The sequence below is a fragment of the Pseudomonas sp. GM78 genome (assembly GCF_000282475.1).
Classification (GTDB): domain Bacteria; phylum Pseudomonadota; class Gammaproteobacteria; order Pseudomonadales; family Pseudomonadaceae; genus Aquipseudomonas.
The window spans coordinates 1-13,133 of the sequence record NZ_AKJF01000012.1 but is presented as its reverse complement, the minus strand read 5'-3'; the positions used below and the strand labels follow the sequence as shown (position 1 = coordinate 13,133).

Below are 13,133 nucleotides of genomic sequence, written 5' to 3'. Positions count from 1 at the left end.
CACAGTTTTACCACTGGTAGCGATAACCCGCCGTCACCGCCCAGGGCTGCTCGATGTCGTTACCCTGGGTGTAACCACCCTCGACGAACAGGTTGTGTCCCTTTACCGTTGAAACCATGACCCCGCCACCGAGTTCACCCCGCGAGCCCGGCAGGCGGCTGTCCAGTTTCGCCCCGCTGACATGCACATGGCTGTCGCCGGCGTGTTCGGTGATCCAGGTGGCCTTGGCATAGGGTTTGACGGACATGCCGTTGTCCAGTTTCAGGTCACGACCAACGCTGCCGCCGACCCGGCTCTGCACCGAGAGCATTGCATCTTGCTCGACTTCCAGGCCATTAGTCGCGGTGTAGTGGCCGCCACTGACGCGCGCCATTTGCAGCCCCACCTGCGGCTCGACAAACCAGTCCCTGACCAATTCGATATGTTTGCCCACTTGCACGTCAGCACTCACGGCGTGGGTCTGGTAGTCGGCCTTGACTTTGTCGCCAAGGTTGCTGGTAATCTTGATCTCGTTGTCCAGTCGGCTGTATTTCAGCGCGCCGTCGACGTACAGCCCGTTTCGATCCAGGTAGCTGGCATAACCGCCGATTGTCAGGCTGTCGATCTTACCTTTGCTGGCCTCGCCGAAATCCTGCCGACCCTGCCCCTGGCCGATCAAGCCGCCCACGTAGAGGCTGCCATCGGCAAAGGGCAGGGCCTGGTCGGCACCGATTTCCATGCCGTCGACCTGTTGCTGGAAGGCGCGACTGGCGCCGCTGTCCAGATGTTGTTCGGCACCATAGCCGCGGGTCCAGATGCCACCCTTGTCCTTGCCTGAGCGCAGTTCACCGAAATGCGCGGTGGTGGCGTTCATCTGGGCGCTGATCAAGGCGGCACTGGCGGCGTGGCTGGCCACTGCGGCGTTGGCGCCTTTGCTCAGGGTTTCGGCTTGTGGCAGGCGGGGAGGCTGGGCAGGGCTGACGGGCTCGACAGGGGCAACAGGAGAAACCGGAGAAACCGGAGAAACCGGTTCAACGGGGGGAACGGGATCTACGGGCGTGACCGGGGTGACCGGATCAACAGTATCCGTCGGCGGCTCCACAGGCGGGACGACCGGATCGACCGGATCGACCGCCGACAGATTGGCCAGATACCAGTCATCGCCCTGTTGCTGTAGCTGATAGCGGTATGCGCCCGCATCCACGGTCTGGCCGTGCAGCCTGAAGTCACCGCTGCTGCCGTCGCCGTCCACCAGCAGCAGTTTTTGCAATGCGCCGGTGGGGGCGTTGCCCGAGTCGGCGACGACCAGCGTGTGACTGCCGCTGACGGTACCCAGCAACTGGAGGCGGTCGCCGCGCAGTGCCGCCAGGTCGGTGTTCATCAGGAACTGGCCGTTGCCGCTCAGTGGCCCTTTGATCAACAGGGTATGGAAGCCGTTGACCGCGGGGTCGGCGAACTTGACCTGACCGTCGACATGGCTCGAACCACCGAGGATGGCATCACCCTTGAGTTGCAGTACGGCCCCCGCATCGAGCCGGGTGTCGCTGGCGTCGGCGCGGTCACCCAGGACCATCAGCCCACCTTGCCTCACGGTGGTGAAGTGCACGTGGGTGCCTGCCACACTTTCCATCACGCCGCCCTGATTGACCTGGGTGTCTAAGGCCGAGGCCTCGTCGCTGACTGACATCAGCCCGCCATTGTCGATGGTTGTCTGCTGGGCATGACCGTCCTGGTAGACGGTCATCTGGCTGTCGCCGACACGGGTGTTCTTGGCCGTGGCGCTACCGAAGACATACATCGTACTGGCGTTGAGCTGCGTGTCGCTGACCACCGCGTTTTGCGTCACCTCGACATTACCCTGGTCTACCTGCGTGCCCAGCGCCGTAGCCGAACCGACCACCACCAGGGTCCCGTCGCGCGCCACCGTGCTGTCGACCGCCGTGCTGTTGTCCTCCATCACCATCCATCCTGCGCCGACGACGCGAGTGCCCAGTGCCGACGCGCTATCCAGAAGGTTGATCCGGCCGTTGCTCACGCTGCTGTCGCGTAGTTCACCGCCTGTGCCGACGTTGAACCAGGTGCCATCGTCAATCGCTACATTGGTCTGTGGCGAATGCAGACAGGCGAGGACATCACAACTGTCCGCAAGCGCCAGACCCGGGGCGACCCCCAACAGCAGCAAGGCGCCCGACACCGAAACCCGAGAAAGACCCAACGCAAACATAATGATCCGCCGCCAACAGAGAGATGAGGCGGCTAATTCTGCGCAGGCGCGAGGGAGGGGGATTGCAGGTGATTCCGAAGTTTTTGTAGGAAAGGTCCTACAGTGCTTGTCGATCGAGCAGGCTTTGCAGGTGCTCCTGTAACCGCCTCATCTGGCCGGCAAAGGCATCGAACAGGCGATGAAGCTCCTGTTGCGTGACGGTGGTCCCGCAGCTTGTCTCCAGTTGCTCGCAGGCACTGATCAACGGCGCGGCGTGAATGATCCGGGCGCTGCCGAGGATCTTGTGGCAACACCGGGCCATGCTGCTGAAATCCCCTGCGCAGAACAGTGCCTGCAGGGCGTCGAAGTCTTCCTGGTTGGTGCGCAAAACCGTGGCCAGCAGTTGCCGGGTCAGCGCCGCGTTGCCGGCGGTGATGTCGTTGACCTTGGACAGGTCAAAACACGGCGCGCTGGCCTGACGGCTGTGTTCGGCCTCGTGCAGGTAGCGCTCCAGTACGCCGCGGGTGAGCGGCTTGAACAGGCAGTCGTTCATGCCGGCTTCGAGGCAGCGCTGGACTTCCCCGGGCTGGGCGTTGGCGGTCAGCCCCAGCACGTGGGTCGGTGTGCGCCCTTCGGCGGCCTCGATAGCGCGTAGCTGACGGGTCAACTTGTCGCCATTGAGCAACGGCATGTTGCAATCGGTGATCAGGTAGTCGAAGGCATCCTCACCCCATAGCCGCAGGCCCTCAAGGCCGTTCTCGGCGCAGGTGACGCGCATCCCTAAGGATTCGAGCTGGCGTTGCAGGACCATGCGATTGAACTCGTGATCTTCGACGATCAGCACATTGCGCGTCGGCAGCGGCGGCAGGGGCGCGCTGTCGAGCGGCAACGCGGCTTGCGCTTCGGTGACGAGCGCAACGTCCAGCCTCAGGGTGAAGCACGAGCCCTGTCCCGGTGTGCTGGCACAGTCCAGTTGCCCGCCCATCAACCGGGTCAGTTGCTGACAGATCGCCAGCCCCAGGCCGGTGCCGCTCTGCAGTTCGCTGTCCTGACCGGAAAATTGCGTGTAGGGCTGGAACAGCCTTTGGCGCTGCTGTGCGTCCATGCCGATGCCGGTGTCGCGCACCACCAGTTGCAAGTGCGCCATGGGCGTGTCGGCGTCCAGGGTCAGCTCCACGGTCACCGTGCCTTGGGCGGTGAACTTGATGGCGTTGCTGACCAGGTTGGACAGGATTTGCCGAAAGCGCAGGGAGTCGAGCTGCACCGCGCTGTCCGGGCCATGGCTGATGAATTCGAGTTCGAGGTTTTTCTGTTGCGCGAGGCTGGCAAAACTTTGCAGCACCGTGCGTGCCAGGCGTTGCGGATGGGCGCGGGCGCTGCGTAATTCGAGGTGCCCGGATTCGATCTTCGACAGGTCGAGGATCTCGCCGATCAGCTCCATCATGCCGCTGGCGGACTTCTGCGCGATGTCGATCAGATCAGCGTCCTTGTCCTGTCCGGATGGCTGGCCGCGCAGCAGTTCAAGGACCCCGACCAGGGCGCTCATCGGCGTGCGAATCTCATGGCTCATCACCGCCAGGAAATGGCTTTTGCCACGATTGGCCGCCTGCGCCTGGTTTTTCGCCTGGATCAGCGCGTGTTGTAGGTGATGCTGCTCGGTCAGGTCGATCCAGCCACCGATGACCCCGGTCATGGTGCCGTCGGAATCGCGGTACGGCAGCGCCCAATGGTAGACGTGATAGGTCTTGCCCTTGACCGTCATGGTGAAGTTGTCGAACGACGGCTCGGCGCTTTCGAGGGTGGCGCGGTGGATCCGCTTGTAGCGGTGGGCATCGGCCAGCGGCAGGATGTTCGCTTCGATCAATCCCTTGTTCAGCACTTGCCCGAGTTCGACTTCCATCACTTGCAGGTAGGCGCGATTACACGTCTGCAGCAGGCCTTCGCGGTTGCGGACGTAGATCGGATGCGGCGTGCCATCGACCAGCACCTTCATGAACACCAGCTGGTCGTTCAAGGCTTTCTGCGCCTTGAGACGCTCGGCGATTTGCCGACGCAGCGCGAGGTTCCACGCCAGCCCCACCAGCACCAGCAGGATCATCCCTGCCACAGCGCGCAGGAACCAGTTTTTGTAGGCGCTCCAGGCACCGTGACTTTCCTGCGGGTTCTGCCAGCGGTTGGCCAGGGCGCTGAGATCGTCGGGCGAGATGTCGAGCAAGGCCTTGTCGAGGATCGAAATCAGTTCGACATTCTGTTTGCCGCTGGCGAAGCCGATCAAGGCTGGTTGCGAACCGAGCACCGAATCGATTTGCAGGCGGCCGCGAAAGAACCGGTCAATCAGGTAGGACGCCGTCATTTGCGGCTGAATCACCCCATCGACCTGACCTTCAGCCAGCAATTCGTAGGTTTCGATGGGGGTATCGACCTGCACCACCTTGATGCCCGGCCACTCGCGCTGCAGCCAGTTGGCGGCCTGCGAATTGTCGATGATCGCCACGGAATGCATGCCGGCCAGGCCATTGCGTTCCGGTTGCACCCGGGTGACCAGCACAAACGGGTTGATCGCGAAGGGCCGGGCGAATGCCAGGCGGTCCTCGCGGCGCTCACTGTAGGTCAGGGCAGCGATCAGGCTGGGCGGGTCGCGCTCGGTGCGCCGGGTCATGGCCTCCACCGAGGACATCTTGCTCGGGTTGAACACCAACCCGGTGCGGTCGTTGATCAGCTCCAGCACGTCGGCGGCCATGCCGCGAAACTGGTCCTGGCCATCAAAAAAGCTGAAGGGTGAGTACAGGTCGTTGGCCAGCACGTCGATGCGTGGATGGTCCTTGATCCACTGTTGCTCGGCAGCGCTCAGTTGCAGGCGGTTGTAAGCCAGTTTCGGGTTGGCGCCGATGCCCCAGCGGTGGGCGATCGCGACCCGTTCCTGGATCGAGATACCGGCCAGCACGCTGTTGAGCAGGGTCAGCAGCTGGCTGTTCTGGCGTTGCACGGCAAAGCTGAAGCCCAGTCCTTCGGAGTCGCGCTGGACGCGTTGCCTGAGGCTCTGCTGATAGCTGCGTTCGAGCAGGTATTGGGCGGAAATCGCATCGGTCAGCAGCACCTTGCCTTCGCCGTACGCCACCATCCCCAAACCGTCCTGGGTGGAATCGACGGCCTGCACCTTGTGCTCACGGAACAACGCGTTCACCCGTTCCTGCTGCATCCAGCCCGGGTCGAACAACACCGTGGTGCCCACCGGCAACTGGTTGTTGGCCCAATGGGTACCGAAGCGGCTGATCAAGACCGCCTGGTCGTAGGCATAGGCCGCACTCAGGCGCAGATCGGTGTATTGGCTTTCGAGGTGATTGATCCGCGGCACCAGGTCGACCTCGCCCCGTTGCAGGGCGGCGAGGGCTTCGGACTGGCTGGCATAGCGCTCGACCTTGACGCGCACGCCCAAGGCGCGCGTCAGGATATCGAGGTAATCCGCGGAAAGTCCTTCGTAATCCTTTTGATTGGCGGTGATGTCCAGCGGCGGTCGGTCAGGCAGGTAAACGCCGGCCCGCAGGACAGCCACCTCGTCGAGCCACTGACGCTGCGCCGTGCCGAGTGACAGGTGCACGGTGTTTTCGCTGGCGCGGCTGAGCAGCGTCAGCGGTTCGGCCGATGCCGCCATCCCCAGTGAAAAGGCGAACAGCCCGAGCAGCAACCGACCCATGAGGTTCATGCTTCAGACCAGGTCATTGCGCTTGGCGAACTCGATCAGCTCGAGCAAGGTATTGACGTTGAGCTTCAGCATCAGCCGCGTCTTGTAGGTGCTGACGGTCTTGTTGCTCAGCAGCATGTCGTCGGCGATCTGCTTGTTGCTCAGGCCCAGGGCCAACCCATGCAGCACCTTGAGCTCGCGCCGGGTAATACCACTGAGCAGTTGCGCGTCGTCACGGGCGAAATCGCTGTGGCGCACCGAGTTGAGGGTGCCCACCGGATACCAGGACTTGCCGCTGGCAACGGCCTTGAGCGCCGTGACGATTTCCACCGGATCGTCGATTTTCGACAGGAAACCGGCCGCCCCGGCCCGCATGCATTGGGCGGCATACGCCTGGCTTTTCAACCCGGTATGCACCAGCACATGAGCGCTGCTGCCGCCAATGCGCAAGCGGTCGAGCACCGCCATGCCGTCGAGCTGCGGAATATCCAGGTCGAGCACGATCGCATCGGGCTTGAGCGCGAATGCCAGGCTCAACGCGTCCACGCCGTTGTCGCACTCGCCGACAATTTCGTGACCTTCCCGGCCCAGAATCATCGCGATCGCCATGCGCACGACAGCGTGGTCATCGACCAACAGCACTTTCATGGATCAGCCCTCATGTCCTGTTTCAGCATAGTCCCCAGGCGACATGGAGCCGCGGGGGGCTGATGCGTGGCGGGGGTGGAAAAAAATGAGGCGCGATCCTAAGCGGTTTGGGGGGGAGGGCGATAGGGGTGGTGGCACAGCAAAGAAGGGGGATTTTAGTCAAATACACCAAAACGATTTCAAGGCTGGGTCAGGAGGTGATGGATTACGTTGACCAATACAGGTGAAAAGGGCTGAAGACGTTGTGCGGGATCCGGAGTTTTCAGATCATCCAGAAACATTGCCAGTGTCTCTTCCTCCTCAAACTGCAGTTCGGCGGGCTGGTTGCTTAGATTGAACATCAGCAAATCGAGCATCTGTTTGCGTGCACCGACAAGGCCTCGATTCCCTAGGTTCAATGCCTCAATGGAAACCCTGGCACGTTCGGTTTGTCCCTCCACCAGTCCTGACAAATAGAACTTCAGCTCGGTTTCACATTCGGCCATCAACGGTGTGAGTGGCAACTGCCGTGTTTTTCGACCATGACCGCATTGTTGAGGGCGCTGGCAGCTGGCGACGATGTTGGAAAACTCCAGCGTTCGATTCGGTGCACTGTCCTGGGCTTCAAGATGCTCGTTATGGGCGTTATCAACCGTGATTGACTGACAGCAATACGCGCATAAACCGTATTGCTCCGAGATACACGATGATCGAATCGACTGACGCTCTTGCGGTGGTAAATCCCGATAAGCCAACGTCCTGTTTGAGCGCTTAAAACTAGTCAACGAACCCGGTTCCTTGCCTTTATCGATCTTACGCACGACGTAGCTCCAACTTACGGATCAACAGTGCCGCCTTCGCCAGCTCCAGATGCCCCTCTGGCAGCTCATTGGCAAGTACGGCGAATAGCCCTTTGGCGCTTTCCAGATCACCATCCTGCAGATGCTTGAGCAGCTGATTCAGGCGCTTTTGTACTTCGCTGTTGCGTACATCGGTGTCCATGACCTCCAGAAGCACCTGGTTGGCATCCAGTCCGTACAAGCCGTTGTGTTCCCGTAGCTCCCCGTCGTCGAGCACGTAACACAACACATCCTTCGCGTCGCTGATGACCAGTGGCGAGTGGGTGGTCAGGACGAATTGGCAATTGGGGAACGTCTCGCTCAATTGCCGGATCAAGCTGCGCTGCCATTTTGGGTGCAGGTGCAAATCGACTTCGTCGATCAGGACGATGCCGTCACCTTCCAGCGGGTTGTCCAGAGACTGGTTCATCATCGCCAACCGGCGAGCGATGTCGCCGACCAACGCCATCATCGACTTTTCACCCTGCGAGAGCTGGGAGACGTTGAGGGTTACGCCGTCTTTGTCGATCGCCATGTGCAGGCGGGGTTTGCGTTGCACTCGAAGGTTGCTGAAGCCGGGCATGAAGGCGGCGATGGCGGAACGTACAGCGGTCAACTGGCGATCTCGGGATGAAGCCTTTAGTTGGGAAAGGGTTTTCCAGATGTCGCTGTTCTTGCCGAACTTGGCGGAAATCTCGGCCAATGCTGAGTCGGATACGCCGGTTTCGTTTTCGCTGTCTTCGCGCTCGCGGAACCATTCGAAGAAGCGTCGGAAATCGACACCCCGGTTTAGCGCGTTGTCGTAGCCGTCGAGTTGATCAAAGGAGTGTTTGGTGCGGATTTTTAGGGGGATTTCCAGAACTGAACGTTCGACTGGGTAGTAGGCGATCAGTGGGAGCGAGGCTTTATCATCTGCAGTCAGTTGGTTGCGGTAGTGATCCGCCATGCGAGTGGCATCCGCTAACTCGCTCTGGACAGCAGACTTGCGACCTTGCCTGGTGCGAGCAATTCCCCATCTAAACAGTGCATCTTCAGGATCAGCTTCGGGATTACTTGGGTTTGTCTGAGACGTGTCTACTACGGCAATCAAAATGGAAGCAGATGAGGTGCCATTTCGAATGTCTTCTTCCTCAAGATGATTCCCATTGCCTTTCTCGGTACGAAGTCTGGCAACCAACCAGCTCAACGAGGTGGCTAATGATTTTAAAAGGGTGGTTTTCCCTGCGCCATTATTCCCCACGAGAACCGTCACATTTGAGGGGTGTCGCGGTGTGGGGGCCAACTGAATGTCCAATTCGGTAAACCGACCGACATCCATGACCTTGAATCTGCTGATTTCCATTACAACGCCCTTTGGCGGTCAGTCGGTTTGAATACTTGAGCGCACATTATGTCATTCCCGGCTACGGATTGATCCGACGCCGTTCGCAGGCTTGGGAGGTCCATTAAATACAATGGTTGCAGCTATATAACAACGGCCATTAGTAAAAAGGAATTTGTAACGGCGTGCGGAAAAGATGAGCGTAGGCAAGAGCCTTCGACTGCTTCGGAGATTTCCTGCAAACCGTGGCGATATGGGTGAACTGGTGCACTTGGGTGGGCGTCGATACCCTTTTTCGGCCGCTGCAAAATCAGCGGTCGGACGTGGAAGTCTGATCTTTTGCTACTGGCGCGCAATCGCTCGTGAACACCTGTTGGCGTTTTTTATGTCAACATTGTCGTGTTATGGCGGCTGTGCGCGGAGCACTCGCGAGTGCGCCGGGTTCCAGTAGCCCCGGTCTTCCACACCGCGCATAGCTGCCACCCTAATGTGGAAATGAAGGTGGATAGCTTCCCATAACATGCTGCTGGAGCTTCACCATGAAAAAAGTTACTCCTGACCCTCCCGAATCCTCAGCCGACCCCCTCGAGCCCGTCCCACTCTCCGACATCACCGAACCCGTCGTCAGCGCTCGTCTGCGTAACCCCAGGCAATCCGATCCGGTCAGCCACATCTTCACCATCGTCCCCGGCGTCGACACTGCAACCCTGCTATGCCACGCCTGCGAAACCCTCGCTTCCCTTAACGTGCTTGTCACCGATCTGGCCTGTGAGCTGGAAAGCTCCAAGCGCAATGTAGCGCTGTCGATTCAGCAATTGGCGGTGGTGGGGGAGTTACTGGTGAATCGGGCACTGGACAACATCGACCCACAGCAATAACGCTAACCCTCTGTAGGAGCGAGCATGCTCGCGAAAAACCTGAGCTCGCAGTGGGGTGTCAGGTTTCCCGCGTCATCGTTGACGACCATCGCGAGCATGCTCGCTCCTACAGGGCCAAAGCGCTCAGAATCTTGTGGGCAATTTTGATCCGCTCAGCATTCGGGTAGTTTTTATTGGCCAGAATCACGACCCCCATATCCTTCGATGGCACATACGCCGCGTAAGCCCCGAACCCCCCGGTTGAACCGGTCTTGTTCAGCAGCACATTCGCAGGCTGTGTTTGTGGCGGATTCAGCCACTGGACCTGATGCGCCTGCATGGCCATCGCTGTCGAGTTACCCGCCAGCAGACGATCCAGAGTGACCGGATAGCGATACATCTCCCAACCAAGCCCCTGAGTCATGTCGCCAACGCTGTAGTAACCGGTATGGGTCAAGGCGATAGCCTGTTGCAGGGGCTTATCCAGGCTTGCCGGTTTGATGTTGGCTTGAACAAAACCAATCAAATCCGCAGCACTGGTTTTCACGCCGTAGGCTTCGGCATCCAGCGCCCCCGGCCCGACCCGCACGGGTTTGTCATCCTTGCTGTAGCCCTGGGCATACTGCGCCATCTGCTCCTGCGGCACCTTGAGCCAGGTGTGTTTCAGGCCGAGCTTGGGCAGCAGCGTGTTTGCCATGGCCTCATCGAATGGCTGCCCCATGCTTTGGGCGGCGAGGTAGCCGGACAAGCCTATGCTGGGGTTCGAATACAACCGGTGGCTGCCAACGGCGTATAGCGGTTTCCACTGTTGGAAGTAGCCGAGCATTTTCTCGGCCGAATCCGCCTCGGCAGGGAATTGCAGGGGCAAGCCGCCGGCGCTGTAGGTGGCCAGCTGCAACACACTGATGTGGTCGAACGCGCTGCCGCGTAAGGCCGGCAGCACTGCGCTGGCGTTGTCGGTCAATGCCAGCTTGCCGGTGGCCTGGGCGTAGGCGAGGAGAGTGGCGGTGTAGGTTTTGCTAACCGAGCCGATCTCAAACAGGGTGTCTTGCGTCACCGGGTTGCCGCTCTCTTTAGACGCCACGCCATAGTTGAAGTACTGCTGTTTGCCGTTGTGGGTGACGGCCACGGCCATGCCGGCAATGCCTTGCTCTTGCATGACCGGGCGCACAGCTTCGCTGACGATCGATTCGAGGTGATCCTGCGCGAGCGCCTGGCCTGCCGCCAGCATCGCTGCACAAACGGCTAGGATCTTCAATCTGCCGAGATTGATTGGGTCCGTCACAGGTTTCACTCCATTCGATTGTCGCGCCGCACTGGAAAGTAGGGCAGCAAGCGTTCGGTTTCTCTTTTGACCACGGCGTAGCATTCGCAACTCAGCTCCTCCAGACGAGCCCTGTCCAGGACCTTGATGTGTCCCCGAGTATATTCGATGACCCCCAGGCGCTGCAGCTTGCCGGCGGCGTCGGTCACGCCTTCGCGGCGTACACCCAGCATGTTGGCGATCAATTCCTGGGTCATGGTCAGTTCATTGCCGGGCAGGCGATCGAGCGATAACAGCAACCAGCGGCACAGTTGCTGGTCGATGGCGTGGTGGCGGTTGCACACCGCCGTCTGGGCCATTTGCGTGATCAGGGCCTGGGTGTAGCGCAGCATCAGCTGCAGCATCTCTTCGTGGCGGTTGAACTCGTCCTTGAGTTGCTGGCCGGGTAACCGGAAAGCATGCCCGGCACTTTGCACAACGGCGCGGCTCGGCGTGCTTTCACCGCCCATGAAGACGGCAACGCCGATCAGGCCTTCGTTGCCGACCACCGAAATCTCGGCCGAGGCGCCGTTCTCCATCACGTACAACAGCGACACGATGCAATCGGTGGGGAAGTAGACGTGCCGCAGGGCGCCGCCGGATTCATAGAGCACTTTGCCCAGTGGCAGCTCGATCAGTTCGAGGTGGGGGAGCAGGCGCTCCAGCGCTGGCGCGGGAAGCGCTGCCAGCAGGTAGTTCTGTTGTGGCTTGGGTACAACAAACATATCAGCCACCCTTCGAGGGAAAATTCCCTGAGGGGGACAGGTTACTCCAAAGCGCACTATGCGCGGCAACGCACCGAACCCGCCGCGGCGATCTGCGATGCTCAAGGGAACGTCGCTGCATCTGCAGCGACGAACGTTGGAGATTGACATGAGCAAGCACATTGACCCGAATCTGCGCCAGGGCCCCGGCAAGCCCACTGCGAAACAGCCACAAAGCACGCCGATGCCCCTGCATGCCAAGCATGGGCAGGCGGCCAACCAACCTGTTCACACCAAGCTCAGTGAAGCCGTGCAACCGCACCACCAGGGCCCCGCCGTTGATGCCTGAACCCTGACCTACCGAGAGCGCTGTCTCTCAGCGCTCAAGATCGGCTTCGACGGTTCTATCGTACCCCTGTATTTCTGGCTGATGCGCTTTGACTGGGCATGTCACCAATACCTGATGTTCATTGCCGTCATCCGACAATTGCAGTGCGTCCTGGCCCAGCAACTCGCCGTCCAGCATGATCGCAAGCGTGATGGTCGTGCCCGGGCGCACCTCGATATGGTAAGTCGTCGCCCCATAGCGGTAGTGCAGCGTGTAACCAGGCCAGCCTTGCGCCAGCAGCGGCTCGATGTGCAGTGAAGTGCCGACACGTTGCAAGCCGAGCAACGACTCGACGATGAAGCGGTACGTCCAGCCGGCCGACCCGGTGTACCAGGTCCATCCCCCACGGCCCGCATGGGGCGGCGTGCCATAGACGTCGGCCGCCATGACATAGGGCTCGACCTTGTAGGTTTCGATCCGCTTGGCGACTTCATGGCCCGCGGGGTTGATCATGTTGAGCAACCGCCAGGCCCTGGCGTTGTCGCCAAGCTCGGCGAACGCCATGCCGGCCCAGACCGCGGCGTGGGTGTACTGGCCACCATTTTCACGTACGCCCGGCACATAGCCCTTGATATAGCCGGGCTCCAGCACGCCTTTGTCGAAAGGTGGATCGAGCAGCAGGACCGCGCCTGTGTCGGGCCGTACCAGGTGCTGCTCGACCGAGGCCATGGCCGTGCGGCGCCGGGTTTGTGAGGCGGCGCCCGACAGTACCGACCAGCTTTGCGAGATCGAGTCGATGCGGCATTCGTCATTGTTGGCCGAGCCCAGGACCTGGCCGTCGTCAAACCAGGCGCGCCGGTACCATGCGCCGTCCCAGGCATGCTCCTCCAGACTGGCCTGCAGCAAGGCGGCCTGCTGGGAACAACGTTGTGCGAAAGCAGGGTCGCCATGCAGTTGGGCCGTGATGGCAAACTGTTGCAGAACATCAAAGCCGAAGAAGCCCAGCCACACGCTTTCCCCACGGCCCAGGTGGCCGACCCGGTTCATTCCGTCGTTCCAGTCGCCCGTGCCGATCAAGGGCAGGCCGTGGCTGCCGCGCTGCAGGCCGTGTTCGATGGCGCGGACACAATGCTGATAGAGGCTTTCTTCGAGGTGCGATTTGCCCGGCAGGTCGTAATAGGATTCTTCCCCGACATTGAGCGGGCGGCCTTCAAGGTAACCCACGGGTTCGGCCAGCACGCTGAGGTCGGCGGTGACGTTGACATAGTGGCTGGTCGCCAGCGCCAGCCA

General features: G+C 60.6%; 10 protein-coding genes. 2 read left to right on the top strand and 8 right to left on the bottom strand.

What is annotated here, in order from left to right; all coding sequences use genetic code 11:
- Positions 1 to 7 precede the first annotated feature (7 nt).
- The 5 genes from PMI35_RS30745 to PMI35_RS0132105 all read right to left on the bottom strand — a co-directional run bounded on the left by PMI35_RS30745 (position 8) and on the right by PMI35_RS0132105 (position 8,672).
- Positions 8 to 2,203, bottom strand: a complete 2,196-nt coding sequence (locus tag PMI35_RS30745) for an autotransporter outer membrane beta-barrel domain-containing protein (protein WP_008054674.1) — start codon at positions 2,201 to 2,203, stop codon at positions 8 to 10.
- A 97-nt stretch (positions 2,204 to 2,300) separates the two neighbouring features.
- Positions 2,301 to 5,885, bottom strand: a complete 3,585-nt coding sequence (locus tag PMI35_RS30750; protein WP_008054673.1) for an ATP-binding protein — start codon at positions 5,883 to 5,885, stop codon at positions 2,301 to 2,303.
- Between the two features lie 3 nt (positions 5,886 to 5,888).
- Positions 5,889 to 6,512 carry a response regulator transcription factor gene (locus PMI35_RS30755; protein ID WP_008054672.1) on the bottom strand — a complete coding sequence of 208 codons (624 nt, stop codon included), beginning with the start codon at positions 6,510 to 6,512 and terminating at the stop codon, positions 5,889 to 5,891.
- A 179-nt stretch (positions 6,513 to 6,691) separates the two neighbouring features.
- Complete coding sequence (locus PMI35_RS30760; protein ID WP_008054671.1) at positions 6,692 to 7,312, bottom strand: retron system putative HNH endonuclease; 621 nt, start codon at positions 7,310 to 7,312, stop codon at positions 6,692 to 6,694.
- Positions 7,305 to 8,672 carry an AAA family ATPase gene (locus PMI35_RS0132105; RefSeq protein WP_032831255.1) on the bottom strand — a complete coding sequence of 456 codons (1,368 nt, stop codon included), beginning with the start codon at positions 8,670 to 8,672 and terminating at the stop codon, positions 7,305 to 7,307. Before PMI35_RS0132105 ends, PMI35_RS30760 begins: the two co-directional genes overlap by 8 nt.
- 518 nt (positions 8,673 to 9,190) lie before the next feature.
- Here PMI35_RS0132105 and PMI35_RS30765 point away from each other — a divergent pair.
- Positions 9,191 to 9,529 carry a DUF6124 family protein gene (locus tag PMI35_RS30765; RefSeq protein WP_008054668.1) on the top strand — a complete coding sequence of 113 codons (339 nt, stop codon included), beginning with the start codon at positions 9,191 to 9,193 and terminating at the stop codon, positions 9,527 to 9,529.
- Between the two features lie 106 nt (positions 9,530 to 9,635).
- On the opposite strand, the gene ampC is transcribed toward PMI35_RS30765, so the two are convergent.
- Complete coding sequence (ampC, locus tag PMI35_RS30770) at positions 9,636 to 10,739, bottom strand: class C beta-lactamase (protein WP_063887076.1); 1,104 nt, start codon at positions 10,737 to 10,739, stop codon at positions 9,636 to 9,638.
- Between the two features lie 59 nt (positions 10,740 to 10,798).
- Entirely contained in the window at positions 10,799 to 11,536 is a 738-nt protein-coding gene (locus PMI35_RS30775) for a Crp/Fnr family transcriptional regulator (protein WP_008054663.1), read from the bottom strand.
- A 148-nt stretch (positions 11,537 to 11,684) separates the two neighbouring features.
- Between PMI35_RS30775 and PMI35_RS30780 the strand changes: the two genes are divergently transcribed.
- Positions 11,685 to 11,864, top strand: coding sequence for a hypothetical protein (locus PMI35_RS30780; RefSeq protein ID WP_008054662.1), 180 nt, complete (start codon positions 11,685 to 11,687; stop codon positions 11,862 to 11,864).
- A 27-nt stretch (positions 11,865 to 11,891) separates the two neighbouring features.
- Here PMI35_RS30780 and PMI35_RS30785 read toward each other — a convergent pair.
- Positions 11,892 to 13,133, bottom strand: a 1,242-nt coding sequence (locus PMI35_RS30785; RefSeq protein ID WP_008054661.1) for a GH36-type glycosyl hydrolase domain-containing protein, incomplete at its 5' end; no start/stop codon positions are given.

Coding starts and splice junctions, on each gene's coding strand:
- PMI35_RS30750 (WP_008054673.1), bottom strand. CDS start 5,885: ATGAACCTCATGGGTCGGTTGCTGCTCGGGCTGTTCGCCTTTTCACTG.
- PMI35_RS30775 (WP_008054663.1), bottom strand. CDS start 11,536: ATGTTTGTTGTACCCAAGCCACAACAGAACTACCTGCTGGCAGCGCTT.
- PMI35_RS30745 (WP_008054674.1), bottom strand. CDS start 2,203: ATGTTTGCGTTGGGTCTTTCTCGGGTTTCGGTGTCGGGCGCCTTGCTG.
- PMI35_RS30780 (WP_008054662.1), top strand. CDS start 11,685: ATGAGCAAGCACATTGACCCGAATCTGCGCCAGGGCCCCGGCAAGCCC.
- PMI35_RS30765 (WP_008054668.1), top strand. CDS start 9,191: ATGAAAAAAGTTACTCCTGACCCTCCCGAATCCTCAGCCGACCCCCTC.
- PMI35_RS0132105 (WP_032831255.1), bottom strand. CDS start 8,672: ATGGAAATCAGCAGATTCAAGGTCATGGATGTCGGTCGGTTTACCGAA.
- PMI35_RS30755 (WP_008054672.1), bottom strand. CDS start 6,512: ATGAAAGTGCTGTTGGTCGATGACCACGCTGTCGTGCGCATGGCGATC.
- ampC (WP_063887076.1), bottom strand. CDS start 10,739: ATGCTGGCGGCAGGCCAGGCGCTCGCGCAGGATCACCTCGAATCGATC.